This window comes from Saccharopolyspora elongata (assembly GCF_004348985.1).
Taxonomy (GTDB): Bacteria; Actinomycetota; Actinomycetes; order Mycobacteriales; family Pseudonocardiaceae; genus Saccharopolyspora; species Saccharopolyspora elongata.
In genome coordinates this window covers 73,841-99,688 of record NZ_SMKW01000012.1, presented here as the reverse complement: position 1 = coordinate 99,688, position 25,848 = coordinate 73,841, and the positions used below count along the sequence as shown (strand labels likewise).

Sequence of the window (25,848 nt, the reverse complement as noted above, 5' to 3'; positions counted from 1 at the left end):
ACCGGTGGAAAGCACGCAAGACCTGGTGGATCTGGGGATCGGCGACCTGCGCGCGCACGTGGCCGCGGAACTCGCGCGCACCCGGCAGCGCAGCGCCGAGCTGACCGATTCGGTCGACGACGAGGACCTCGTGAAGCAGCATTCGCCGCTGATGTCGCCGCTGGTCTGGGACCTGGCGCACGTCGGCAGCCAGGAGGAGTTGTGGCTGGTGCGCGACGTCGGCGGCGCGCCGGCGATCCGCCCGGAGATCGACGACCTCTACGACGCGTTCCAGCACGCCAGGGTCGACCGCCCGCAACTGCCGCTGCTGGGGCCGGCCGAGGCACGTGAGTACGTCGCAACGGTGCGCTCGAAGGTCTTCGACCTGGTCGACCGCGTCCCGCTGGAGGGGCGGCGGCTGGTCCAGCAGGCGTTCGCCTTCGGCATGATCGTGCAGCACGAGCAGCAGCACGACGAGACGATGCTGGCCACCCACCAGCTGCGGGACGGGCCACCGGTCCTCGCGGCCGAGCCACCACCGTCCGATGTGGACGTTCTGTCGCCCGAGGTGTTCGTGCCCGGCGGGCCGTTCACCATGGGCACCTCCGCGGAACCCTGGGCGCTGGACAACGAGCGACCGGCGCACCAGGTCCACGTCGACGACTTCTACCTGGACAGCACGCCGGTCACCAACGGCGCCTACCTGGCGTTCATCGACGCCGGCGGCTACGACGACCCGCGCTGGTGGAGCGACGCGGGCTGGGCGCACCGGCAGCGGGCCGGCCTGCGGGCGCCGCGGTTCTGGTGGCTGGAGGGCGACCGGTGGCTGCGCCGCCGGTTCGGTCACGTCGAGCCGGTGCCGCCGGAGGAGCCGGTGGTGCACGTCAGCTTCCACGAGGCCGAGGCGTACGCGGCGTGGGCGGGCAAGCGGTTGCCCACCGAGGCCGAATGGGAGAAGGCCGCGCGGTTCGACCCCGCGAGCGGCCGGTCCCGGCGGTACCCGTGGGGCGATGCCGACCCGCGTCCCGAGCAAGCCAACCTGGGGCAGCGGCACCTGCAACCGGCGCCCGCCGGAGCGTATCCGGACGGGGCGGCGCCGTGCGGCGCGCGGCAGCTCATCGGCGACGTCTGGGAGTGGACGGCGACCGATTTCTCGCCGTACCCGGGGTTCTCGGCGTTCCCGTACCGCGAGTACTCCGAGGTGTTCTTCGGGCCCGACTACAAGGTGCTGCGCGGCGGCTCGTTCGGCACCGACGCCGCCGCGTGCCGCGGCACCTTCCGGAACTGGGACTACCCGATCCGGCGGCAGATCTTCGCCGGCTTCCGGTGCGCCCGGACGCCCCGAAGAGGGGAGCGCGACTGACCGATGTGCCGGCACGTGGGATACCTGGGGCCAGCCATGACGCTGGCGGAATTGCTGCTCGAACCGGTCCATTCGCTGCTGGAGCAGACGTGGGCGCCCAACGACATGCGCGGCGGCGGCACGATCAACGCCGACGGCTTCGGCGTCGGCTGGTACCGGCCGGATGGCGGGGTGGCCCGCTACCGGGCCGCCGTTCCGATGTGGACGGACGAATCGTTCCGGCAGACGGCCGCGGACGTGCGCAGTGGCGCGGTGGTCGCGGCGGTCCGCTCGGCGACCGCCGGCATGCCGGTGACGCCGGGCGCGTGCGCGCCGTTCACCGATGACACCTGGCTGTTCAGCCACAACGGCCGGGTCACCGGCTGGCCGGATTCGCTGGCGAAGCTCGCCGCCCGGCTAGAGGTCGTGGACCTGCTGACGCTGGAGGCGGCCACCGACTCGGCGCTGCTGTGGGCGCTGCTGCGGCAGCGGCTGGCCAACGGAGAGGAGCCGGACCGGGCGGTGCGGGAGCTGGTGTGCGAGGTCGTCGCCGCCGCACCGGATTCGCGGCTGAACCTGCTGCTCTCCGACGGCGCCCGGCTGATCGCCACCACCTGGACGCACGCGCTGTGGGTGCGCCGGGCGGAGGCGTCGGTGGCGGTGGCGTCGGAGCCGTTCGGCCCGGAAGCCGGGTGGGTGGAGGTCCCGGACCGGTGCCTGCTCGTCGCGGACACCACGGATGCGCGGGTGACGTCGTTGTCGGAGTTGTCGATGGGGGAGCGATGAGCGAGCCGGAACTTCTCGTCCGATTCACCGAGGAAGACGCGGCCCGGGCGCTGCGCACCGACGCCCGCGAGGGGCTGACGGACAGCCCGAAGTGGTTGTCTCCCAAGTGGTTCTACGACGCTGCGGGCAGCGAGCTCTTCGAGCGGATCACGACCCTGCCGGAGTACTACCAGACCCGCGCCGAGCAGCAGATCCTGCAGCGGCGCGCGCTGGAGATCGCCGAGATCACCGGCGCGGCCACCCTGGTCGAGCTCGGGTCCGGGTCGTCGGAGAAGACCAGGCTGCTGCTGGAAGCGCTGCGCAAGACCGAGACCCTGGAGCGGTTCGTGCCGCTGGACGTGTCCGGATCGGCGCTGCGCGCCGCCGTGGAGTCCATCGCGCTGGACTACCCGGAACTCCGGGTGCGCGGCGTCGTCGACGACTTCACCAGCGGTCTGTCCGCGCTGGACGCGGGGGCGGGCCGACTGGTCGCGTTCCTCGGCGGCACGATCGGGAACCTGCTGCCGGCCGAGCGCGCGGGTTTCTTCGCCGCGGTGCGCGCGGCGCTGCGGCCGGGCGAGTGGCTGCTGCTGGGCACCGACCTGGTGAAGGATCCCGGGCGGCTGGTGCGCGCCTACGGCGACGCGCAGGGCGTGACCGCGGAGTTCAACCGCAACGTGCTTCGGGTGCTCAACCGGGAGCTCGGCGCCGACTTCGCGCCCGAGCGGTTCCGGCACGTGGCCCTGTGGAACGCCGAGCAGGAGTGGATCGAGATGCGGCTGCGGGCCGGCCGGCCGATGCACGTCCGGCTGCCGGAGCTCGGCCTGGGCGTGGACTTCGCCGAGGGAGAGGAGATCCGCACCGAGATCTCGGCGAAGTTCCGGCACGGCCGGGTCCGCGACGAGCTGGGGGTGGCCGGATTCGAGCTGCGCCACTGGTGGCTGGACGACGCCGAGGACTTCGCGCTGTCGCTGGCCGTGGCGAGGTAGAGCCGATCGGTGAATTGGGCGGTGACCACCCCACCGGCGGGTGATCGCGGTGGCGCGCGCGGGCGGGATCACGAGTATTGCGGTGTCAGCGTCCGAATTTCCCAGAAAGGGACGGTTTCGATGCGTCTACGCGCAACTGTTGCCGCCGCACTCGGTGCGGCCGGTCTGCTGCTGTCGCTGCCCGGTTCTGCGCTCGCGGCGGACGGCGAATTCAGCTACTGGGTCGAGGGGACCAACGCGTACCACCAGCGCGCGCTCCTCGACCCGGCCGGGCGGCTCTGCCACCGGCTCGAACTGCCGAACCCGGAAGCCCCGGCCTACGGGGTGCGCAACAACACCGACGCAACGGCGATCGTCTTCCTGGACTCGAACTGCTCCAGCGACGTGTACTACTACGTCCTGCAGCCGGGGCAGCAGGCCCCGCGCGACGTCGCGGTGCGTTCCGTGACCTTCTCGCGCTGATCGTCGCATTCGACCGCACCCGCCCGGCCTCCGGGCGGGTGCGGTTCTGCTATCCGGAGCCGAGTCGTGGTCTCGCCGGGCCGCCGGGGGCGCTGAGGCAGCCCATGCACGGCATGCCGGCCGGTTGCGCGGACACCTCGGCGACGTTCGCGGGGATCTCCACGCCGCAGTGCGTGAGCCAGCGCTCCGGGGCGCCGGCCTCGGGGGCGACGGCGAGGTGTGCTTGGCGGCTGGCCTTCGCTGACGATCCCGAAGGCGAAGCGCACCACCACGGTGCGGGTCGCGTGCCGCTGCTGCTCGGCAGGTTGCCAGTGGTTCGGTCGAAACATCTTCCCCACCTCCGCGGACGGGACTGGCGCGCGGGGGACGCGTGACGTCCGGTGGCGGGCATTGACCCGTTCGGCTCAACGTCCTCCTGCGGCAATGATCGACCCATCACCCGAACGGCGGGCGAACCGGGGTCACCGTGCACGCACGGTGGTCAAATCGGGTGAGCCCGACGGCGGGGCTCCCGTCAGGTGCAGGCGTCCGGCCCCGGCCTTCCGCAATTTCAGTGGACATCGGGCCTTCGATGGACCGCCATGATGGGTTAGGGAGCCGCTGGCACCGCGGGTACTTCGTTTCGCGGGGTGCGATCGCGGTGCGGGGAACGGCGAAGGCCGTTTTTCGCTGCAGAGGCGGTGAATCGGGCTCTGGGCCGGCCGCGCACCGACAGCCACTGGGGGGAGGTGCCGTCAGTGCGCGGCCAGCGGCCCAAGGCTACACCCGGCGCCGCGGCGTCCTTCCCCGGCGGGCACGAACTTGTGGCTGGGACTGGGAAAGCGGCCGGATCGCGCCGCTTCGGGGCAGGAACAGCAGGGCGGTCACTCCGGCGAGCAGCGCGCAGGCGGCGGCGACCAGGGCGCCCAGGTGCAGCCCTTCGACGAGCAGCCGTGCGCTGACGTCGAAGGCCGGTTGCCGGAGGTCGATCGGGAGCCGGTCGATGATCGACAGATCTCCGCTGGACAGCGGGTCGATCGCGGCCGCCGGGAGCGCCGGCAGCCGCGTTGGCAGTTCCGCCCGCAGGTGCGAGACGAGCAGCGTGCCGCAGACCGCGACGCCGAAAACGCTGCCCAGCTGCCGGAAGGTATTGGAAATTCCCGACGCGGCACCGGCTTGCTCGGGCGGAACCGCGCTCAGCAACGCAACGGTGGCGGGCGCGCCGACCAGCGAGACCCCGGCGCCGAGCAGCGCGAGCGCCCACCAGTACTGCTCGTAGCCGGTGCCGACGCCGAGCCCGGTGAGGGCCAGCAGGCCGATGGCGGTCAGCGTCGAACCGGCGACGATCGGCGGTCGCGGCCCGAGCTTCGCGGCCAGCACGCTGGCCAGGTAGGAGAAGATCATGATCGCCAGGTTCAGCGCCAGGAACCGCAGTCCGGCCGCCGCCGCGCTGAGCCGGTTCACCTGCTGCAGGTAGAGCGTCAGCAGGAAGATGCCGCCGTAGAGGCCGAGCAGGCCGAACAGGTTGACGGCCCCGGCGACCAGCACCACCGGGCTGCGGAACAGCCGGATCGGCACCATCGGGTCGGGGTGCCGCAGCTCCCAGCGCACGAAGACGACCAGCCCGGCCGTGGCGACCACTAGCGCGGCCACGACTGGCGTGGCCGTCCAGTCGCGTCCGCCTTCGATCAGTGCGTAGGTGAGCGCGGCGATCGACGCGGCGAAGAGCAGCTGTCCCAGCGGATCCAGCGAACGGGTCCCTTGTGGACGGTGGTTCGGGAGCAGGCGTCGGAGGGCGAGCGCGGCGGCGACGCCGACCGGGATGTTCACCCAGAAGATGCTCGGCCAGCCGAAGGCTCCGACCAGCACGCCGCCGAGCAGCGGCCCGGCGGCGAGCGCCAGCCCGCCGATGCCGGCCCAGGTGCCGATGGCCTTCGCGCGTGCTCGTGGATCCGGGAACACCGTGCTGATCAGCGCCAACGACACCGGGATGAGCACGGAGCCCGCGCCGCCCTGCAGGATGCGTGCCGCCAGCAAGGCCTCGAAGGTCGGCGCGAGCGCGCAGAGCGCGGAGGCGGCGGTGAACGCGACGAGTCCGCCGAGGAACAGCCGCCGGTGGCCGAAGCGGTCGCCGAGGGTGCCCGCGGTGAGCAGCAGTCCGGCGAGCATGAGCGTGTAGCCGGCGACGATCCACTGCAGATCGCCGACGCCGACGCCGAGGTGCGCCTGCACGTCCGGCAGGGCGATGGCGACGATCGTCGCGTCGAGCTGGACCAGGAAGACGCCGCTGCTGATCAGCGCCAGCAGCAGTCGTGGATGACGTTCGGGGACAGGGGAATTCGGCATTCGGGAGAACCTCGCGGAGTGATCGGAGGGCGCGAGCGCGCCGCCGCGAACGCTAACTGAATGACGCTCAGTCAGTCAATGAGCGCGGCTCAGTGAGCGCCGTTCAGTCGAGTGCTATGCTGGCGCCCGCCGCACAGCAGGAAGGTCGCCGAGATGTCCGCACGAACACCGGCACGCCGCCGGGTGACGATGAGTCCGGAGGACCGGCGCGAAGCGATCCTGCAAGCCGGGACCGAGGTCTTCTCGACCACGGGTTTCGCGCGGGCGACGATGGCGGAGGTCGCCCGGGCGGGCGGGATCGCCCAGGGCACCATCTACCTCTACTTCGAGTCGAAGGAACACCTGCTCGCCGCCGTCTGGGAGCGCTACGTCGAAGGCATCCTGGAGATCGCCGACCGGGTGCTCGCCGGCGACGGGTCGAGGTGGTCCACATTGGACGAGCTGTGGGCGGCACTGCTGGACCACGCGGTGCGCAACGCCGAACTGCACCGCACGGTCTACGGTTCGGCCAACGCCAAGGCCCTGGAGCTGTGCAAGGACATCAACCGCCGGGTGATCGACCGCATCGGCGACTTCGTCGCCGACGGCGTGCCCGACGGCACCTTCGCGCCGGACGCGCCCACGGCGTTCCGGATCGTCTACCACGGCGTGGACGGCCTCCTCGACGAACTGATCGCCACCGGGGCCGAGATCGACGTCGCGGACCTGACGAAGCAGACCCAGGACCTGACCCGTCGAACCCTGAGCCCCCGGCCCTGAGGGGTTCACGATCCGCTGTGCAGATCCCGCGCCAGGAGTGCGACGTGCAGTGACACCAGGGATTCCGGCGCGCTCAGCGATACGCCCAGCAGCTGCTCGATGCGCGCCAGCTGCGCGTAGTAGGCGGTTCGGGAGAGGTGCGCCGCCGCCGCTGCCGCGGACTTGTTCCCGCCGTGGCGGCACAGCGATCGCAATGCGTCCAGCAGCCGTTCGCTGGACATGATCGGCCCGAGCTCCCGTTCCGCGAACGCGATCAGCCGTTCGTCGCCGCGCAGCAGGTGCAAAAGCCCGCGCAGCCGCACGTCGTCCAGGCGGTGGAACTCGCGGCCGCCGTCGTCGATGTGCAGCGCCGCCTCCGCGACCTGCGCGGCCTCGGTCAGCGTCCGGCGCGCCCCGGCGATCGAGCCGACGACGCTCCCGACCGCCACCACCACCTGCAGCGAATGCGTGCCCGCGGACCGGCGGACCTCCGCCGCCAAGCGGGTCAGCACGGCGTCGGCTTCGGGCGTTCGCAGCGATACCAGGGCTTGGACGGTGACGTCGTCGACGACGCCCACCAGCACCGGCAGCTTCGCCTTGCGCGCGGCGAGTGCCGTCGCCTCGGCGAGATCCCGCAGCGCCTGCTGGGTTTCCAGCGCCGGGGCGACCGTCGTCGTGGTGTGCGGGCGGACCGCGATGCCCACCAGCGGACCGTCCAGCGGCACGCCGACGCCCGCGGACCGGGCCGCCAGATCGGCGGTATCGGCGTTGCCCGCGAGCAGTTCGGTGATCAGCGTGCGGTGCGTCTGGCGCTCCAGGCTCTCCCGGTCGCGGGTCGCCAGCCGGTTCACCGCCAGCGCCGACGCCGCCCGCTCGGCGACCACGACGTGCCGGTGCGGCGGCTCCGGCCCCAGCATCACCAGCCGCCCCCAGTCGTCACCGCGAGCCCCGACCACGGTGGTCAGCCACCGCTGGTCCGGGTCGTAGGAGGTGCGGCCGGACTGCACCACCGAGCGGGACCGCTCCGCCCACTCCGCCAGCAGCGCCACCGGGTCCTGACCGGCCGAGTCGTAGGCCAGCACCTGGTGGGCGAGCGTCTCGAGCACCACCGGGCGGCCGGCGATCCGCGCCGCTTCCCGCAGCACCGACGCGGGTTCGGCGCCCGAGATGGTCAGCGCGGTGAACGTCTCGTGGATGGCGTGCGTCGCGCGCAGCTCGGCCAGCTGGGCGTCGCGGATCCGGGCGATCACCGCCTCGGTGACGGCCACGAACTTCGTTTCCTCCGACAGCGTCACCAGCGGCAGGTCGTGCCGGTGCGCCGCGTCCACCAGCGCCGTCGGCACCCGGTCGCGCCACCGGCGCACCAGCTCCACCACCAGCCCGCACGCCCCGACCGCGGCGAGCTCGTCGACGTAGCGCACCAGCTGCGCGGGCTCCTCGGGGAGCGCGATGCCGGTGGTCAGTACCAGCTCGCCGCCGCTGAGCAGCGGGGCGATGTCGGCGATCTCCGCGACGTGCACCCAGCGCACCCGCCCGTCCAGGCCGGAGGCGCCGGCCACCACCCGAGGCTTGCCGCGCCGCAGGACCGGCAGCTCCAGCACCTCGGACACGGTCGGCAGCGCCAGCACATCCGGCGAGGTCGGTTTCATCGCGGCATCCATGGTGTACAAACCGTAATGCCTGCGGCGCCATATTAGTACAGGTTGTCCGTGGAAGCGGCCGCCGCGGCCGACCAGACTGGCCGCAGCGGCACGCACGACCGCCGCGGAGGAACCGGCCATCCCTGGAGGGAAGAGGACGCTGATGACGGAATCCTTGCTGGCCAGGCACCGCGCCGCCATGCCCGGCTGGCTGGCGCTCTACTACGACGAGCCCATCGAGATCGTCGCGGGCGAGGGACGGCACGTCACCGACGCCGACGGCAACACCTACCTGGACTTCTTCGCCGGGATCCTGACCAACGCCATCGGCTACGACGTCGCCGAGATCAGCGACGCGATCCGCCGCCAGGTCGACACCGGCATCCTGCATACCTCGACGCTCTACCTGATCCGGCAGCAGGTGGAGCTGGCCGAGCGGATCGGCGAGCTGTCCGGGATGACCAACCCCAAGGTGTTCTTCACCGGCTCCGGCACCGAGGCGAACGAGACCGCGCTCATGCTGGCAACCGAGTACCGGCGCAGCAACCAGGTCCTCGCGCTGCGCAACTCCTACCACGGGCGGGCCTTCGGCACCCTCGGCGTGACCGGCAACCGCGGCTGGTCGGCCAGCTCGCTGTCGCCGGTGAAGGTCAGCTACGTGCACGGCGGCTACCGCTACCGCAGCCCGTTCCGGGACCTCTCCGACGCCGACTACATCGCCGCCTGCGTCGACGACCTGCGCGAGGTCATCGAGACCACCACCGCAGGCGACGTGGCCTGCATGATCGCCGAGCCGATCCAGGGCGTCGGCGGCTTCGCCACTCCACCGGACGGGCTGTTCGGCGCCTTCGCCGAGGTCCTGGAGGAGTACGGGATCCTGCTGATCTCCGACGAGGTGCAGACCGGCTGGGGCCGCACTGGCGAGCACTTCTGGGGCATCCAGGCGCACGGCGTGGTGCCCGCGGCGATGACCTTCGCCAAGGGCCTGGGCAACGGGCTGGCCATCGGCGGGGTGGTCGCCGAGGCGGAGCTGATGGACTGCCTGACCGCCAACTCGATCTCCACCTTCGGCGGCAACCCGATCTCCACCGCCGGCGCCGGGGCCGCCCTGGCCTACCTGCTCGACCACGACCTGCAGGGCAACGCCGCGAAACTCGGCACCCGGCTCCTCGACGGCCTGCGGGCGCACGCCCAGCGGTGCCCGCTGATCGGCGACGTGCGAGGCAAGGGCCTGATGATCGGCGTCGAGCTCGTCGAACCCGGCACCCGCACGCCCGCCGCCGCGTCGGCCACGCGGGTGATGGAACTGGCGAAGCGGCGCGGAATGTTGGTAGGCAAGGGCGGGCTGCACGGGAACGTCCTGCGCCTGGCGCCGCCGATGACGCTGACCGAGGAGGAAGCGGCGCAGGCGCTGCAGATCCTCACCGAAACAATCTCGCTGGCCGAGCAGGAGCTCCACGCATGACAGAACTGATCAGGCACTGGATCGCGGGCAAGCCCGCCGACGCGGCCCCGCAGCGCAGCGGGGAGGTCTTCGACCCCGCCACCGGGCAGGTGACCAAGCGGGTCGCGTTCGCAGCGGAGTCCGATGTGGACGCCGCGGTCACGGCGGCCGCCGAGGCGCTCAAGAGCTGGCGGCGCGCGTCGCTGGCGAAGCGGTCCAACGTGCTGTTCGCCTTCCGCGAGCTGCTCAACCAGCGCAAGGGCGAGCTGGCCGAGATCATCACCGCCGAGCACGGCAAGGTCGTCTCCGATGCCGCCGGCGAGGTGCAGCGCGGCCTGGAGAACGTCGAGTACGCCTGCGGCATCCCCAACCTGCTCAAGGGCGGCTTCTCGGAGAACGCCTCGACGAGCGTGGACGTGCACTCGGTGCGGCAGCCGGTGGGCGTCGTCGGGGTGATCTCGCCGTTCAACTTCCCGGCCATGGTGCCGCTGTGGTTCGTGCCGGGCGCCATCGCCTGCGGCAACGCCGTGGTGCTCAAGCCCAGCGAGAAGGACCCGTCGGCGGCGAACTTCATCGCAGGGCTGTGGCAGGAGGCCGGGCTGCCCGACGGCGTGTTCAACGTGGTGCACGGCGACAAGGTCGCGGTCGACGCGCTGCTGGCGCACCCGGTGGTGAAGGCGGTGTCGTTCGTCGGCTCCACGCCGGTGGCGCGCTACGTCTACGAGACCGGCACCGGCAACGGCAAGCGGGTGCAGGCCCTCGGCGGGGCGAAGAACCACATGGTGGTGCTGCCCGACGCCGACCTCGACCTGGCCGCGGACGCCGCGGTGTCGGCCGGGTTCGGCTCGGCGGGGGAGCGGTGCATGGCGATCTCCGCGGTCGTCGCCGTCGACCCGGTCGGCGACGAGCTCGTCGCCAAGATCGCGGAACGGATGGCCAAGCTCAGCGTCGGCGACGGGCGCCGCGGCTGCGACATGGGCCCGCTGGTCACCGCCGCCCACCGGGACCGTGTGACGTCCTATGTGGACGCCGGCATCGAAGCGGGCGCGGACCTGGTGGTGGACGGGCGCGGCGTGCGGGTCGACGGCGGGGACGACGGGTTCTGGCTGGGGCCGACGCTGTTCGACCGCGTGGGCACCGACATGTCGATCTACACCGACGAGATCTTCGGCCCCGTCCTGTCGGTGCTGCGGGTGCCCGGCTACGACTCGGCGATCGAGGTGCTCAACAACAACCCGTACGGCAACGGCACGGCGGTGTTCACCGAGAACGGCGGCGCCGCGCGGCAGTTCTGCGAGGAGGTCGAGGTCGGCATGATCGGCGTGAACGTGCCGATCCCGGTGCCGGTGTCGTACTACTCGTTCGGCGGCTGGAAGGACTCGCTGTTCGGCGACGCGCACGCCTACGGCCCGGACGGCATCCAGTTCTACACCCGCACGAAGGTGGTCACCACGCGGTGGCCGGACCCGTCCCACGGCGGCGTCAACCTCGGGTTTCCGCAGAACAGCTGAGGTCGGGCCGCGCGCCCTCCCCGCAGGTGTCGTGCGTGGCAATGGTCGCCCCGGCGGCCACGGCCACTCACGACACCTGCGCGACAACGGTGCAACAGCTGAATAAAGGAGTGGCATGTCGGAGCTGATCTATCTCAGTGCGACCGAAGCGCGCGCGCTGTTCGCCAAGCGCGCGTTATCACCGGTGGAGCTGCTGGAGGCGCTGATCGAGCGCACCGAGCAGGTCGAGCCCAAGGTGAACGCCTTCACCGAGCGGCTCTTCGACGAGGCCCTGGCGGCCGCCGCGCAGGCCGAGGCCCGGTACCTGGGCAAGGGGCCCGCGCCCCGGCCGCTGGAGGGAATCCCGGTCGCCGCCAAGGAGAAGCACGCCATCGCGGGACGGTCGCTGACCGAGGGATCCTTGATCAGCGAGGGCGGAGTGGCCGCCGAGAACGCCCCGGTCATCGACCGCGTCCTGGATGCGGGCGGCATCATCCACGCCCGCACCACCACGCCGGAGTTCAGCATCTCCCCGTTCACCCACACGCCGATGTGGGGTATCACCCGCAACCCGTGGAACCCGGACTACACGCCCGGCGGCTCCTCCGGCGGGTCCGCCGCCGCGCTAGCCGCCGGCACGGCGCTGCTGGCCACGGCGTCCGACATCGGCGGCTCCACCCGGATTCCCGCCGCCTTCACCGGAATCGTCGGGTTCAAGGCCCCCTACGGCCGGATTCCCGGCACTCCGCCGCTGTCGATGGACTTCTACCGCGGCGACGGCCCGCTGGCCCGCACCGTCGACGACACGATCCTGTTCGCCAACACGCTGATCGGCCCCGACCCGCGCGACCACACGTCGTTGCGGCCCCGCATCGCGCTGCCCACCGAGTACGAACCGGCCGCCGGGATGCGGGTGGCGCTGTGCGTGCGCCTCGGTGACTACGACGTCAAGCCGGACGTCGAGCGCAACACCCGCGCGGCCGCCGACGCGCTGGCGCAGGCCGGTGTGGTCGTGGAGGAGATCGAACTGCCCTGGACCCGCGCGGAGATCGGCCGGGCCACCGGCAAGCACTTCGGCACCATCTTCGGGGCGCTGGTCCAGGACGTCGTCGGCGACCGGCGCGACCTCGTCGCGCCCTACACCGCGGCGTTCCTGGGCTGGGCGGCGAAGGCCGCGGACCGGGGCGGCTTCCTCGAGGGGCTGCGGATCGAGACCCGCATGCAGCGCGAGCTGGCCGAGGCGATGTCCGGTTTCGACGCCCTGCTGTGCCCGACCGCGGCGATTCCGGCGCTGCCGGCCGGGGACGACCTGATCGGCGAGTTCGAAGTGGACGGTCACCGCTTCGCCCGGTTCTCCGACGCGACGCTGACGACCCCGTTCAACATCAACAACCGGTGCCCCGTGCTCGCGGTGCCCAGTGGCCACGGCGACAACGGCGTGCCCACCGGTGTGCAGATCGTCGGCCACACCTACGACGACGCCACGGTGTTCCGGCTGGGCAAGGAACTGGAGCGGGTCCGGCCGTGGGCGTACACGGAAAGCCACCGTCCGGCGCTCTAGCGCGACGCCGATCGCTGGGAGGATGTGCCGGGCGGAGCGGTCGGAACGAGTCGAGGGCGCCCCGTCCGGGACGATCGGAGACCGGTGATCTCCGGCGAGATCGCGGTACCCGGGACGGGGGCTCGGGGCATCTCCTACGCTCGCGGGCATGCCCGCACTCAGTCCTCGGTCCGTCCTGGAAGGCCGCAGCACCAACCGCGCGCCGATACCGCTGATCATCGGCCTGGTCGTGTCCGGGTTCTGCCTGCTGCTGGCGCTGGCCTTCTACCTGCTGCAGGGCGGGCCGGTGAACGTGGTGATCGGCACCGCGCTGGCGCTGCCGACCGCCGTCGTGCTCATCGGCCTGATCCTGCTCATCGACCGGCTGGAGCCGGAGCCGCAGCTCAACCTGTGGCTGGCGTTCGGCTGGGGCGCCGGAGTGGCCATCATCGGCGCGCTGGTCGTGAACACCGGCAGCGAGATCCTGATGGCTCCGGCGCTGGGTGCGGAGGCCGCCTCGGTGGTCACGGTGTCGATCGTCGCGCCGGTGGTCGAGGAGAGCTTCAAGGGTGCGCTGCTGCTGTACCTGCTGTGGGTGCGGCGGCACGAGATCGACGGGCCGACCGACGGGATCGTCTACGCCGGGATGTGCGGGCTGGGCTTCGCGCTGGTCGAGAACGTCCTCTACTACATGCAGGGCTTGGGCGCCGAGACCGGCGAGATCTGGGTGACGGTGCTGATCCGCGGCGTGATCGCGCCGCTGGGGCACCCGATGTACACCGCGATGACCGGACTAGGCGTCGCCTACGCCGCGACGCACCGGGGCGTGGGCCGGTTCTTCGCCGTGGTCGGCGGTTGGTGCGGGGCGGTCTTCCTGCACGCGCTGTGGAACGGCAGCCTGACGATCGCCGGCTTCCCGGGCATGGTGGTGGCGTACCTGGTGCAGTTCCTGGTGCTGATCGCGCTCGTCGTGATCGTGGTGCTGGACCGCAAGCGACTGGTGCACCTGATCCGCAAGTACCTGCCCGCCTACATCCCGAGCGGCCTGGTGCAGCCGCGCGACGTGCAGATGCTCGGCAGCCTCGCCGGTCGCCGGCAGGCGCGGCACTGGGCGCGCGCGCAGGCGGGCGCGACCGGGGCGCGGGCGATGGGCGACTACCAGCTGGCGGCCACCGAACTCGCACTCTTGCACGCGCACGCCGAGAAGGAGACGATCCCGCCGGAGAAGTTCTTCGCCAGGCGGGAGGCGATCTTGGGATTGATGCGGGCTGCGCGGGACGCTTTCTTCCGGCGGCTGCCGCAGGCGCCTCCGCCGCCGTGGGCCCGCCAGGAGCGGTCGGGCTTCTTCGCCCCGCCCGCGCAGCTCGCGGCGGGCCGGCTGCCGGCCTACCAGCCGCGCCCACCGGCCGCCCGTGGCCCGCAGCCGCCCGGCGGGCACCGGCCGCCGGGGCGTCCGCCGCAGCCGCCGGGGCCGAACGGCCCGCGGCCCGGCGGTCCCTGGGGCCCGAGGTGAGCGTCAGATCGTGCGGATTCGCGGCCACAGCGCGGGCCACGGCTGCAACGGGTCCTGGTAGAGCGTGATCGTGTTGCCCTGCGCCACGTTCACCAGGCCCGTCTCGACCTCGCCGAGTTCCCGCGATCGTCCGAAGTGGACGGAAAGCGGATTCCTGCTCCCGACGTAGAGCACGGAGTCGGTGGTTTCCGGCGGTGCGCCGAAGAACCAGTAGCCGCGGTGCGGGCTGTAGGCGCGGGGCAGGCCCGCTTTCCGGCCGAAGACGTCGAGCGCCCCCGCCAGGTAGTAGTTCTCGGCGACGATCGCCGTGCGGCGCTGCTGCTCGGCCGGGAGCGCTCGGTAAGCGCGGGCCACCGCTTCGGTGAGTTCGGGCCAGCCAGTCTCGTAGAGGCGGACGTAGCTCGGTAGCTCGGGATGGCGGGCCAGGAAGCCCAGCGGGTAGACCGGCAGCAGCGACAGCGGCAGGACCGCCGAGAGCAGGTAGGCGGGCCACAGCAGCTTTCCCGTGCGGCGCTGCAAGCCGGTGGCCGCCGCGGCGAACAGCAGCCCGAACAGGCCCGCGACGTAGTTCGGCCGGCCGCCGGCGGCAAGGAAGAACAGGAACACCGCGATCGCGGCCCAGCCGAGGAACCGGAACGGCAGCAGCTCCGGGGCCCGCAGGAGCCGGAGGGCGCCGTAGCAGCAGCACGCGGCGCCCACCAGCAGGCCCGCGTAGAACAGCGCAGTCGGCACCATGAGCAGCCGGTCGTTCTCGCTGTTCACCGCGGTGCCCATAGCCAGGGCGGGCCAGCCGTGGCGGGCCTGCCACCACAGCGTCGGGATCGCCGTGACCAGCGGGATCGCGGCGGCGAGCCACAGCGCCGGCCGGGCGAAGAGGGATCTCGGGCCGGTGATCGCGATGCTCACCAGCAGTGCCACGATCAGCACGAGCACCTGGAACTTCGTCTGCACCGCCAGGGCGGTGATCAGGCCGACGCCGAGCAGCAGCCGATCGCGGTCGACGCCGCCGTGCAGGAGCCTCGCCCAGCGGGTCAGCGACCAGAGGATGGTCGTCCACTGGAGCAGATCCATTGTGGACGCGTGAGCCAGTGGCCGTTGAGCAGGATCCACGGAGAGAGCGGATACGCCGCCGCGGCGAGAACCTGGGCTCGCCTGCTCCCGCCCAGCTCCCGTGCCATGAACGCCGCGACGATCGCGCCGAGCGCCGTGGCGACGGCCGGGAGCAGCCGGAAGGCGAACAGGGAGCCGGGGAACGTCCGGTCCAGGAACGCGGCGAGGAGCGGGACCAGCGGCTGCTGGTCCATGTACCCCCAGTCGGGGTAGAACTTCCCGGCAGCCAGGAAGTAGAGCTCGTCGGTGACGTAGTCGTAGCGGGTCGTCAGGGCGAGCAGGAGCGCGAGGGTCGCCGCGGCGACGACCGGCACCGCGGAGCGGGCGAACGGCGGGAGGGCGCGGGGGATGCGGTCGGTGGTCTCCGCGGCGGCGGTGCTGGAACTCGCGCTCATCTGCCCCCCTGACCTCGCGCGTTTCGCGACGCAGTTTAGTTGTGGTAGCGGGCCGTGGTGCCGATCTCGGGTTCCCGCGCGCGGCGCGGGCACGCCTGTTCGAACGGGCAGGCAACGGCGTGCCAGGATTGCCGGATTGGGCTACAAACGTGCGCATGGCGGAAAACTCGAACGACGACCTGTCCGCCCTGCAGCCGGGCCAGGTCGAGTCCAAGGACAACGGGGAGCGGTTCGGCCGCTCGGCGGGCGGGTGCCTGGTGCAGCTGCGCCGCCGGGTCTCCGAGCCGGGGTTCGTCGTCACCGTGGACGCCGAGCCGCGGCCGGACGTGCCGACCGAGCTGATCACCCACGAGTGGGCGGCGGCCAACGCCGCGTTCGACCGGTACATGCACGAGTACTGACGCAACCGTCCACAAAGGAAATCTAGGTTCGAGCGCAAGTCTTCCTGTCGCCCGCAGGCGCGATGACTCGCGCTGGAGGTCTTGCGGCCAAACCGGAGTTGGATTCAATATACGTTCCACTCCCGCCGGGCCGAGCCGCACCCGCCGGCCGGGATCTTCGCCGATGCAGCCATCTGGAGTGCGCATGCCCTCACTGCCCGCCGCCCGCCGACTGCGGCTGCTCGTCGTCGGCGCGCTGGTGGTGTCGCTGACCGCCGTCGGCTGCACGAACCCCCACGAGAACGTCACGGGCACCGCGGACGGGCCCAAGTACGAGACGTTCGACGGTCTCGCCGCCGATCCGGCTGTCGCCGCGTTGCTGCCGGCGCGGATCCGCGAGGCCGGGACGCTCAACGTGGTCATGAACGTCTCCAGCGCGCCGACCAAGTTCTACGCCGAGGACAACACGACGATCGTCGGGCTGAACCCCGACCTGGCGCGGGCGATGGGACGCCTGTTCGGCCTCCCCGTGACGCTGCACAACGTGCCGCTGGACGGGATCATCCCGGGGCTGCAGGCGAAGCGCTACGACTTCACGATCTCCAGCATGTCGCCCACGGCCAAGCGCCTGGAGACGCTCGACATGGTCCGCTACGGCTCCTGGGGCAGTGGACTGGCGGTCAAGACCCGCAATCCGCTGGGCCTGTCCACCGAGCGGCTGTGCGGCTTCAAGGTCGCCGTGCAGCAGGGCTCGATCCAGGAGTCCCAGCGGCTGCCCGAGCTCAGCGAGCGGACTTGCAAGGGCACCGACCCGATCGAGCCGGTCATCCTGCCCAGCCAGAACGATGCGCTGCTGCAGTTGGACAGCGGCCGGGTCGACGCGGTGTTCGCTGACACGCCGGTGCTGGCCTACGCCCAGACGCAGGCGCCGGACTCGTTCGAGCTGATCGGCGAGCTGAACGTCAGCGCGATCACCATCGGGCTGCCCAAGGACTCCGACCTCACCCCGGCGGTGCAGGCCGCGCTGCGCACGCTGATGGAGAACGGCGGCTACCGGCGCATCTTCCACCGCTGGGGGATGGACGCCAACGCGATCGTCGACCCCGTCGTGGAAACCCCGGCTTCCTGACCAGCGAGGAGAACCCCGCTCATGACCACAGTGGACGCAGCGGTCGGCGAGACCGGCCGGCTGGTGATCGTCAAGCGGCCGAGGCCGTGGCGAATCGTCGGGACAGTGGTCCTGGTGCTGCTGGGCGCGGCGCTGCTGACCAGCCTGGTGACCAACGAGCAGTACGAGTGGGACGTCGTCGCGGAGTACCTCACGGCGCGGTCCATCGCCGAAGGTGCGCTGCTGACCGTGGAGCTGACCGCGATCACCATGGTCGCCGGGCTGCTGCTGGGCATCGTGCTGGCCGTGATGCGGCAGTCGCAGAGCAAGCTGATCAGCGGCGCCGCGGCCGGTTACATCTGGTTCTTCCGCGGCACTCCGCTGCTGATCCAGCTCATCTTCTGGTTCAACCTCTCGGCCCTGTACCCGGTGCTGGAGCTGAAGATCCCGTTCGGCCCGGTGCTGATCTCCGGCAACGCCAACGTGTTCATCACCCCGTTCGTCGCCGCGGTGCTCGGGCTGGCGCTCAACGAGGCCGCCTACATGGCCGAGATCGTGCGCGGCGGCCTGCTCGGCGTGGACCGCGGGCAGACCGAGGCCGCGCAGGCGCTGGGCATGGGCAAGCTGCACATCCTGCGCCGGATCGTGCTGCCGCAGGCGATGCGGATCATCATCCCGCCGACGGCGAACCAGACGGTGGCCACGCTGAAGAACACCTCGCTGGTCAGCGTGCTCGGCGCGATGGACCTGATGCACAGCGCGCAGGTCATCTACTCCCGCACCTACCAGACGATGCCGCTGCTCATCGTCGCCGCGCTGTGGTACCTCGCGATGACATCGGTGCTCACCGTGGCGCAGCACTACGTCGAACGGCACTACGGGAAGGGGGCCGTCGCGTGAGCACCCCGCTGGTGAAGCTCAGGGACGTGCGCAAGTCGTTCGGTTCGGTGGAGGTGCTGCGCGGCATCGACCTGGAGGTCGACTCCGGCGAGGTGTGCTGCATCATCGGCCCCAGCGGTTGCGGCAAGTCGACGCTGCTGCGCTGCATCAACCACCTGGAGCGGGTGGACGGTGGCGAGGTGCAGGTCGACGGCGCCCGGATCGGCTACCGGCGGTCGGGCAACCGGCTGATCGAGCTGCCGGAGCGCGATATCGCCCGGCAGCGCGCCGACATCGGCATGGTCTTCCAGCGCTTCAACCTCTTCCCGCACATGACGGTGCTGGAGAACCTGCTGGAGGCGCCGTGCCGGGTCAAGCGGGAACCGCGCGAGGAAGTGCGCGAGCGCGCCCGTGAGCTGCTGGAACGGGTCGGGTTGGCGGCCCGGGAGGACGCCTACCCGGGCCAGCTCTCCGGCGGGCAGCAGCAGCGGGTGGCGATCGCCCGGGCGCTGGCCATGCGCCCCAAGGTGATGCTGTTCGACGAGCCGACCTCGGCGCTGGACCCCGAGCTGGTCGGGGAGGTGCTGGCGACCATGCGCGACCTGGCCGCCGACGGGATGACGATGCTGCTGGTCACCCACGAGATCGGCTTCGCCCGCGAGGTCGGCAGCACGCTGGTCTTCATGGACGAGGGCACCATCGTCGAACACGGCGACCCGCGCGAGATCATCGCCGCCCCGAGCCACGAACGCACCAGGTCGTTCCTGTCGAAGGTGCTTTGACCCTGCGATCTCCATTGAGGTTTTTCCAACCTCGATTTGCCTGGCGGTGCGGGTGGCGGAACCTCAGAGGCTCCCTGGTCTGTGGGTGCCCCTCCTGATGTATGTCCAATACACGGCGGAGGGGCCGTCCTCGCCGAGGGAACCCCGGCAGGGGTGGGCACCGTGAACCCGCGGCGGTGCCGGTGTCGTAGGTGGGCTATGCGCCTGCGGCGCATGCGACACCCCATCGACGTGCAGCCTTGCGACCCGCGGCTGCGGGCCGACCAGAATGAAAAACGCTCATTGAACCCGGACCTCTGATCTCCATTGGAATCGCGGGGGTTCGACCATCCGGTGCAAATTCACGGACAGGGGCCGAGAGAATGACCGCAAGCAACCTGGACGCCCAGGTCGGCATCATCGGGACCGGCACGATCGGCAGCATGCTCGCCTGGCAGCTGGCGCGCCGCGGCGTCGACGTGCTGGCCTTCGAGCAGTTCTCGCCCGGCCACGACCGCGGCGCGGTGGGTGGCGAGACGCGCCTGTTCCGGCTCGCCTACGCCGAAGGCGCGCAGTACGTGCCGCTGCTGCGCGATTCGCTGCGGCTGTGGCGGGAACTCGAAGCGGAGTCGGGCGACGGCATCCTCACGCAGTGCGGTGGTCTGGCGATCGGCGACCCCGCGGCGGATTACATCTCCGGGCTGGTCGAGAGCGCCCGCGAGACCGGGGTCGCGGTCGAGGTGCTGTCGAGGGACGAAGTCGCCCAACGGTATCCGCAGCATCGGCTGCGCGACGGCGAGGTCGCGGTGCTCGACGAGCAGGCCGGTTTCCTGCGCTGCGAGCAGGCCGTTCTGAGCGCCACCCGGGTAGCGGAAGGGGCCGGGGCGGAGGTGCTGCGCTACACGGAGGTCACCAACATCGCCGAGGACGGCGACAGCGTTCTGGTGCACACCACGGGTGGCACGCATCGGGTCGGTGAAGTCGTGGTGTGCGCGGGCTCGTGGGCATCGCGGTTCCTGCCCGGGGCGCTGGCCGCGGCCGTGGAGCCCCGGCGGGTCCTGCTCTCCTGGTTCGGGACCGAGGCCATCGACGACTATCGGCCGGAGCGCTTCCCGATCTTCATCCACCACGACGGCGGCGTGCACGTCTACGGAACGCCCACAGTGGACGGTGTCATGGTGAAGGTCGCCGGGGCGGTCACCTCACACCTGGTGCCGGAACCGGCGGCGGTCGACCGGCGGCACAGCCTCCCCGAGATCCGCACCATCGCGGGCGCGGTCCGGCAGATGCTGCCGGGCCTGCACCCGGAGCCGGTGCGGACGGACGCGTTCACGGACCTGTTCACCACCGACGGCAAGCCGCTGGTCGGCCGCATCGGCGGTGGACGGGTCGTGCTGGCCACCGGGCACTCCGGGCGCGGCTTCAAGTACGCGCCCGGCATCGCCGCGATGGTGGCCGACGCGCTGACCGGCAAGGCGGGCCCGCCGGAATTCCTTGCGCCGGAACGGTTCTGAGGCCGCGCCCCGCATGCAACGGGCAGTCGACAGCGGTCGCCTCCTCCCGGCTCCGGGCGCATCGGCCGGGCGCCGGTTCGTGCTCCGCGACGTTCGGAGCCCGGGCCGCGCGGGCCTGGCGGCCACCTCCGAGGTACCGCGGGTGCCGGTCGGGGCGGGGCACCGCAGACGCCCCGCGTGCTCCGGGCATTCCGCCCGACCTATGGCAGCGGGACCGAGCGGGCGGCGGTTTCGCCGGGGACCGGGGCGGGTAGTGCGAGGGCAGCCCAGCACCGCAGTCGAAAGGATCAGCCATGACCACTGCGCGCGACATCATGCATGCGGGGGCTCAATGCATCGGTGAGGACGACAGCCTGTACAAGGCCGCGCAGATGATGCGCGACCTGAAGGTCGGGTCGCTGCCGATCTGCGGCCGGGACGACCGGCTGCACGGCATCATCACCGACCGCGACATCGTCCTGCGCTGCTGCGCCGAAGGACGCGACCCCGCCGGGATGAAGGCCGGCGAGCTGGCCCAGGGCAAGCCGTACTGGGTCGACGCCGCCTCCGACGTCGGCAAGGTGCTCTCGATGATGGAGGAGCACCAGATCCGGCGGTTGCCGGTGATCGCCGACCACCGGCTGGTCGGCATGATCAGCGAGGCCGACCTCGCCCGGCACCTGACCGACGAGCAGCTGGCGCACTTCGTGGAGAGCGTCTACGCGATGAAGTGAGTTCCCTCGCCCGGCGCCCGGTCGCGGCCGGGTGCCGGTTTCCGGCGCCGGCCAGCGCCCCGCAGACGAGCTATTTATCCTGGTCAGTGCCCTCCCTAGGAGTTCGGCGCGAAGGGGGCGGGGATACCAGATGACCACACGCGTCTTCGTGGTCGACGACCACGACGTGATCCGGCGGGGAATCGCCGCGCTGGTGGCCGCGGAGGACGACCTGGAACTGGTCGGCGAGGCCGCGACGGTCGCCGAGGCGCTGGCCTGGGTACCGAGGGCGCAGCCGCAGGTCGCCGTCCTGGACGTGCGGCTGCCCGACGGCAACGGCGTCGAGCTGTGCCGCGAACTGCAGTCGCAGCTGCCCGAGCTGCGCTGCCTGATGCTGACCTCCTTCGACGACCACGACGCCCTGATGGACGCGATCATGGCCGGCGCCGCCGGGTTCGTGCTCAAGGGCGTGGTCAGCGAGGAGCTGGTCACCGCCATCCGCACCGCCGGGGCCGGGGAGTCGCTGCTGAGCCCCAAGAAGACCGAGGCGATGCTGGCCTGGCTGCGCCGCGAGCAGGAGCAGACCGACCCGCTGCGCGACCTGACCGCCCGCGAGCGGCAGGTGCTGGAACTGATCGGCGAGGGGCTCACCAACCGGGAGATCGCCAGCCGCATGTTCCTCGCCGAGAAGACCATCAAGAACTACGTGTCCCAGATGCTGGCGAAGCTGGCCATGCGGCACCGCAGCGAGGCCGCGGTCCTGGCCACCGAGCTGCGGCTGGACCGCGATTCGCGCGGCAAGCGCTGAGCGGGGGGCGGAGGCAGTCATGTCGTCACAGCCGTCGGACGTCCCGTCCGCGGAGCTCGGCCTCGCCGGGCCGGTGAGCGATGAAGTGCTGCTGACGCGCCTGCTGATCGGGCTGCGCGAGCTGCGGGACGGCAACTTCCGTCGCCGCCTGGTGTTCTCCGGCGGCGGCCTGGCGACCGAGATCGCCACGGTGTTCAACGAGCTCGCCGAGCGCAACCAGTTCCTGGCCGGTGAGCTGCAGCGGGTCGGCGCCGCCGCGGAGCGGGGCGACTGGCCGATCCCGCAGATCGACTTCGACGGCTCCGCGTACGGCGGCTGGACGGTCGCCGCGAACTCGGTGAACGGGATGATCAGCACCCTGCTGGCGCCGATGGCCGAGCTGAACCGGGTGCTGGGGGCGCTGACCCGCGGCGACCTGTCGCAGCGGATGCCGCGCCGCGCCGCGGACGCCGCCCTGCCCGGCGAGCTCGCCGGCCTCAGCGGGGCCGTCAACGACATGCTGGACCAGCTGTCGCTGTTCGCCCAGGAGATCACCAGGGTCGCGCGGGAGATCGGCACCGAGGGCAAGCTCGGCGGCCAGGCGCAGGTGCCGGGCCTGGTGGGCACCTGGCGGGACCTGGCCGACACGGTCAACGGGATGGCCGCCGACCTCACCGGCCAGCTCCGCGACATCTCGCACGTCGCGAAGGCGGTCGCCGCCGGCGACCTGACCCGCAAGATCACCGTCGAGGTCTCCGGCGAGACGCGCGAGCTCAAGGAGACCATCAACACGATGGTCGACCAGCTGTCGGCGTTCGGCGAGGAGGTCACCCGGGTGGCCCGGGAAGTGGCCAGCGAGGGCAGGCTGGGCGGTCAGGCCGAGGTGCCCGGCGCGGCCGGCACCTGGCGCGGGCTGGTCGACTCGGTGAACTTCATGGCCAACAACCTCACCGTGCAGGTCCGCAACATCGCGCAGGTCGCCACCGCGGTCGCCCAGGGTGACCTGACGCAGAAGATCGACGTGGACGCCCGCGGCGAGATCCTGCAGCTGAAGAACACCCTCAACACGATGGTCGACCAGCTGTCGGCGTTCGCCGATGAGGTCACCCGGGTGGCCCGCGAGGTCGGCACCGAGGGCAAGCTCGGCGGTCAGGCGCGGGTGCACGGCGTGGCGGGCACCTGGAAGGACCTCACCGACAACGTCAACATCATGGCCGACAACCTGACCATCCAGGTGCGCAACATCGCGCAGGTGACCACCGCGGTGGCGCGCGGCGACCTGTCGAAGAAGATCATGGTGGAGGCCAAAGGCGAGGTCGCCGCGCTGGCCGAGACGATCAACGGGATGGTCGAGACGCTGCGCGCGTTCGCCGAGCAGGTCACGCTCGTCGCCCGCGAGGTCGGCACCGAGGGCATCCTCGGCGGCCAGGCCAGGGTGCCCAACGTGGCGGGCACCTGGAAGGACCTCACCGACAACGTCAACATCATGGCCCGCAACCTGACCAACCAGGTGCGCAACATCGCCCAGGTGACCACCGCGGTGGCGCGCGGCGACCTGTCGAAGAAGATCGACGTGGACGCCCGCGGCGAGATCCTGGAGCTCAAGACCACCATCAACACGATGGTCGACCAGCTGTCGGCGTTCGCCGCCGAGGTCACCCGGGTGGCCCGCGAGGTGGGCACCGAGGGCAAGCTCGGCGGCCAGGCCGAGGTCGCCGACGTCTCCGGCACCTGGCGGCGGCTGACCGAGAGCGTCAACCGGCTGGCCCTCAACCTCACCACCCAGGTGCGCGCCATCGCGCAGGTGGCCACCGCGGTCACCGAGGGCGACCTGACCCGGCAGATCACCGTGGACGCCTCCGGCGAGGTCGCGGAGCTCAAGGACAACATCAACGCGATGATCAGCAACCTCAAGGAGACCACCAAGGACAACCAGGAGCAGGACTGGCTGAAGACGAACCTGGCCCGGATCTCGGCGCTGATGCAGGGCCAGCACGACCTGGACGCGCTCGCCCAGCTGATCATGACCGAGCTGGCGCCGCTGGTGTCGGCCCAGTACGGCGCGTTCTTCCTGCGGCGGGCGGGGGAGGACGGCCGCAGCATCCTGGAGCGCACCGCCGCCTACGGCCGCCCCAGCGACCGCAACGGCCGCCCGCCGCTGCGGTTCGAGCTGGGCGAGTCACTGGTCGGGCAGGTCGCGGCCGACCGCAAGTCGATCCTGGTCAGCGACGCGCCGCCGGGCTACATCCGGATCAGCTCCGGGCTCGGCGGCAGCGCGCCCACCAACGTGGCGATCGTGCCGGTGCTGTTCGAGGGCGAGGTGCTGGCGGTGATCGAGCTGGGGTCGGTCAATGCGTTCACCCCGGTGCACCTGGACCTGCTGGAACGGCTGAAGGAGACCATCGGCGTCGACGTCAACACGATCGTGGTGAACTCGCGCACCGAGGCGCTGCTGGCCGAGTCCCAGCACCTGGCCAAGGAGCTGCAGGCGCGGTCCGAGCAGTTGCAGCAGCAGCAGACCGAGCTGCAGCGCTCCAACACCGAGCTGGAGGAGAAGGCGGCGCTGCTGGCCAGCCGCAACCGGGACATCGAGCTGAAGAACATCGAGATCGAGCAGGCCCGCCAAGAGCTGGAGGAGCGGGCCCGGCAGCTGTCGCAGGCCTCGGCCTACAAGTCGGAGTTCCTGGCCAACATGTCGCACGAGCTGCGCACCCCGCTGAACAGCGTGCTGATCCTGGCCAAGCTGCTGGCCGACAACATGGAGGGCAACCTCACCTCGCAGCAGGTGGACCTGGCCAAGACCGTGCACCAGGCGGGCACCGATCTGCTGCAGCTGATCAACGACGTGCTGGACCTGTCCAAAGTGGAAGCGGGGCAGATGCACCTGCTGCCCGAGGACGTCGAGCTGGCCGATCTGGCCGCGCACGTGGAGTCGCTGTACCGGCCGCTGGCGGCGGACAAGGGCCTGGACTTCCGGGTTTCCGTGGCGCCGTCGGTGCAGCAGACCCTGCGCACCGACCGCAACCGGCTGGAGCAGATCGTGCGGAACCTGCTGTCCAACGCGGTCAAGTTCACCGACCGGGGCGGCGTCGAGCTGCGGATCCGCCCGGCGCAGCCCTCCGAGGTGCACACCCAGGCGCTGCGCCACGCCCGGCAGCGGCTGGCGTTCTCGGTGCGCGACACCGGGATCGGCATCCCGGCCGACAAACTGAACCTGATCTTCGAGGCGTTCCAGCAGGTGGACGGCACGACCGTGCGCAAGTACGGCGGCACCGGCCTGGGCCTGTCCATCAGCCGCGAGCTGACCACGCTGCTCGGCGGCGAACTCCAAGTGCAGAGCGAGCCCGGCGAGGGCAGCACCTTCACGCTGTACCTGCCGGTCGAGCCGCCGCCGGGCAGGGCCGCGGAGCTCGTCGAACCGGTGGCCGAGCCGGGACGACTGCCGCGCCCCCACGTGCCGAGCGCGGCGGAGACCAGCCTGGACGTGTCGGCCGAGGGCATCGACCCGCCGATGCGGTCCACCGAGCTGATCCGGCAGGAGGGCCACCAGCACATGCTGCACACCGACGAGCCGGAGGAACACGCGTCACTGCAGTTCAACGGGGAGAAGGTGCTGGTCGTCGACGACGACTACCGGAGCGTGCAGGCGATGACGCTGCTGCTGGAGCAGCACGGCCTGCAGGTGGTGCACGCGGACAACGCGCTGGCCGGGCTGAACGCCCTGCAGCAGCACGGCGACATCGTGATCGTGCTGATGGACGTGATGATGCCGGAGATGGACGGCAACGCCACCATCCGGATCATCCGGGAGATGCCGCGCCACCGGGACCTGACGATCGTCGCGATCACGGCGAAGGCGATGAAGGGCGACCGGGAGGCGAGCATCACGGCGGGCGCCAACGAGTGCCTGAGCAAGCCGGTCGACGTCGGTAGGCTCCTGGAGCTGCTGGCCGAGCACCTGCCGGCCGGCCGCGCCCCCGAGACCGGGGGCTGAG

General features: G+C 71.3%; 21 protein-coding genes. 17 read left to right on the top strand and 4 right to left on the bottom strand.

Annotated features, from left to right (window positions below; all coding sequences use genetic code 11):
- Positions 1 to 4 precede the first annotated feature (4 nt).
- The 4 genes from egtB to E1288_RS11935 all read left to right on the top strand — a co-directional run bounded on the left by egtB (position 5) and on the right by E1288_RS11935 (position 3,537).
- Positions 5 to 1,342, top strand: a complete 1,338-nt coding sequence (egtB, locus tag E1288_RS11950) for an ergothioneine biosynthesis protein EgtB (protein WP_132484302.1) — start codon at positions 5 to 7, stop codon at positions 1,340 to 1,342.
- A gap of 3 nt (positions 1,343 to 1,345) precedes the next feature.
- The gene (egtC, locus tag E1288_RS11945; RefSeq protein WP_132484300.1) at positions 1,346 to 2,107 is read left to right on the top strand and encodes an ergothioneine biosynthesis protein EgtC; all 762 of its coding nucleotides are present in this window, start codon (positions 1,346 to 1,348) and stop codon (positions 2,105 to 2,107) included.
- Complete coding sequence (egtD, locus tag E1288_RS11940) at positions 2,104 to 3,075, top strand: L-histidine N(alpha)-methyltransferase (RefSeq protein ID WP_132484298.1); 972 nt, start codon at positions 2,104 to 2,106, stop codon at positions 3,073 to 3,075. Before egtC ends, egtD begins: the two co-directional genes overlap by 4 nt.
- 120 nt (positions 3,076 to 3,195) lie before the next feature.
- Positions 3,196 to 3,537, top strand: coding sequence for a hypothetical protein (locus E1288_RS11935; RefSeq protein ID WP_132484296.1), 342 nt, complete (start codon positions 3,196 to 3,198; stop codon positions 3,535 to 3,537).
- 759 nt (positions 3,538 to 4,296) lie between these two features.
- Here E1288_RS11935 and E1288_RS11925 read toward each other — a convergent pair.
- Positions 4,297 to 5,862, bottom strand: a complete 1,566-nt coding sequence (locus E1288_RS11925; protein WP_132484294.1) for an MFS transporter — start codon at positions 5,860 to 5,862, stop codon at positions 4,297 to 4,299.
- 153 nt (positions 5,863 to 6,015) lie between these two features.
- Here E1288_RS11925 and E1288_RS11920 point away from each other — a divergent pair, with 153 nt between their 5' ends.
- Positions 6,016 to 6,621: a TetR/AcrR family transcriptional regulator gene (locus E1288_RS11920; protein ID WP_132484292.1), complete on the top strand. Its 606-nt coding sequence runs from the start codon at positions 6,016 to 6,018 to the stop codon at positions 6,619 to 6,621.
- Positions 6,622 to 6,626: 5 nt separating this feature from the next.
- On the opposite strand, the gene E1288_RS11915 is transcribed toward E1288_RS11920, so the two are convergent.
- Positions 6,627 to 8,249: a PucR family transcriptional regulator gene (locus E1288_RS11915; protein WP_132484290.1), complete on the bottom strand. Its 1,623-nt coding sequence runs from the start codon at positions 8,247 to 8,249 to the stop codon at positions 6,627 to 6,629.
- Between the two features lie 154 nt (positions 8,250 to 8,403).
- Between E1288_RS11915 and E1288_RS11910 the strand changes: the two genes are divergently transcribed.
- The 4 genes from E1288_RS11910 to E1288_RS11895 all read left to right on the top strand — a co-directional run bounded on the left by E1288_RS11910 (position 8,404) and on the right by E1288_RS11895 (position 14,227).
- Entirely contained in the window at positions 8,404 to 9,705 is a 1,302-nt protein-coding gene (locus E1288_RS11910; protein ID WP_132484288.1) for an aspartate aminotransferase family protein, read from the top strand.
- On the top strand, positions 9,702 to 11,195 hold the full coding sequence (locus E1288_RS11905; RefSeq protein WP_132484286.1) for a CoA-acylating methylmalonate-semialdehyde dehydrogenase: 1,494 nt from the start codon (positions 9,702 to 9,704) through the stop codon (positions 11,193 to 11,195). The genes E1288_RS11910 and E1288_RS11905 overlap by 4 nt, the downstream gene beginning before the upstream one ends.
- Before the next feature lie 115 nt (positions 11,196 to 11,310).
- Positions 11,311 to 12,735: an amidase gene (locus E1288_RS11900; RefSeq protein ID WP_132484284.1), complete on the top strand. Its 1,425-nt coding sequence runs from the start codon at positions 11,311 to 11,313 to the stop codon at positions 12,733 to 12,735.
- 148 nt (positions 12,736 to 12,883) lie between these two features.
- The gene (locus E1288_RS11895) at positions 12,884 to 14,227 is read left to right on the top strand and encodes a PrsW family intramembrane metalloprotease (RefSeq protein ID WP_132484282.1); all 1,344 of its coding nucleotides are present in this window, start codon (positions 12,884 to 12,886) and stop codon (positions 14,225 to 14,227) included.
- Positions 14,228 to 14,230: 3 nt separating this feature from the next.
- Here the strand turns inward: E1288_RS11895 and E1288_RS11890 are convergent, their stop codons facing one another.
- Positions 14,231 to 15,298, bottom strand: coding sequence for a glycosyltransferase family 39 protein (locus E1288_RS11890; protein WP_235883499.1), 1,068 nt, complete (start codon positions 15,296 to 15,298; stop codon positions 14,231 to 14,233).
- The gene (locus tag E1288_RS48730; RefSeq protein WP_235883498.1) at positions 15,259 to 15,732 is read right to left on the bottom strand and encodes a glycosyltransferase family protein; all 474 of its coding nucleotides are present in this window, start codon (positions 15,730 to 15,732) and stop codon (positions 15,259 to 15,261) included. The genes E1288_RS11890 and E1288_RS48730 overlap by 40 nt, the downstream gene beginning before the upstream one ends.
- A 155-nt stretch (positions 15,733 to 15,887) precedes the next feature.
- On the opposite strand from E1288_RS48730, the gene E1288_RS11885 reads away from it, so the two are divergent.
- The 8 genes from E1288_RS11885 to E1288_RS11850 all read left to right on the top strand — a co-directional run bounded on the left by E1288_RS11885 (position 15,888) and on the right by E1288_RS11850 (position 25,847).
- Complete coding sequence (locus tag E1288_RS11885) at positions 15,888 to 16,133, top strand: hypothetical protein (protein WP_132484280.1); 246 nt, start codon at positions 15,888 to 15,890, stop codon at positions 16,131 to 16,133.
- A gap of 184 nt (positions 16,134 to 16,317) precedes the next feature.
- Positions 16,318 to 17,241 carry an ABC transporter substrate-binding protein gene (locus E1288_RS11880; RefSeq protein WP_165968079.1) on the top strand — a complete coding sequence of 308 codons (924 nt, stop codon included), beginning with the start codon at positions 16,318 to 16,320 and terminating at the stop codon, positions 17,239 to 17,241.
- A 21-nt stretch (positions 17,242 to 17,262) separates the two neighbouring features.
- Positions 17,263 to 18,120, top strand: a complete 858-nt coding sequence (locus E1288_RS11875; RefSeq protein WP_132484276.1) for an amino acid ABC transporter permease — start codon at positions 17,263 to 17,265, stop codon at positions 18,118 to 18,120.
- Entirely contained in the window at positions 18,117 to 18,881 is a 765-nt protein-coding gene (locus E1288_RS11870) for an amino acid ABC transporter ATP-binding protein (RefSeq protein WP_132484274.1), read from the top strand. The genes E1288_RS11875 and E1288_RS11870 overlap by 4 nt, the downstream gene beginning before the upstream one ends.
- 362 nt (positions 18,882 to 19,243) lie before the next feature.
- Entirely contained in the window at positions 19,244 to 20,374 is a 1,131-nt protein-coding gene (solA, locus tag E1288_RS11865) for an N-methyl-L-tryptophan oxidase (RefSeq protein ID WP_132484272.1), read from the top strand.
- A 293-nt stretch (positions 20,375 to 20,667) separates the two neighbouring features.
- Complete coding sequence (locus E1288_RS11860; protein ID WP_132484270.1) at positions 20,668 to 21,087, top strand: CBS domain-containing protein; 420 nt, start codon at positions 20,668 to 20,670, stop codon at positions 21,085 to 21,087.
- 130 nt (positions 21,088 to 21,217) lie between these two features.
- Positions 21,218 to 21,874, top strand: coding sequence for a response regulator (locus tag E1288_RS11855; protein WP_132484268.1), 657 nt, complete (start codon positions 21,218 to 21,220; stop codon positions 21,872 to 21,874).
- A 19-nt stretch (positions 21,875 to 21,893) separates the two neighbouring features.
- Complete coding sequence (locus E1288_RS11850; RefSeq protein WP_132484266.1) at positions 21,894 to 25,847, top strand: HAMP domain-containing protein; 3,954 nt, start codon at positions 21,894 to 21,896, stop codon at positions 25,845 to 25,847.
- The last annotated feature ends 1 nt before the right edge of the window (position 25,848 follow it).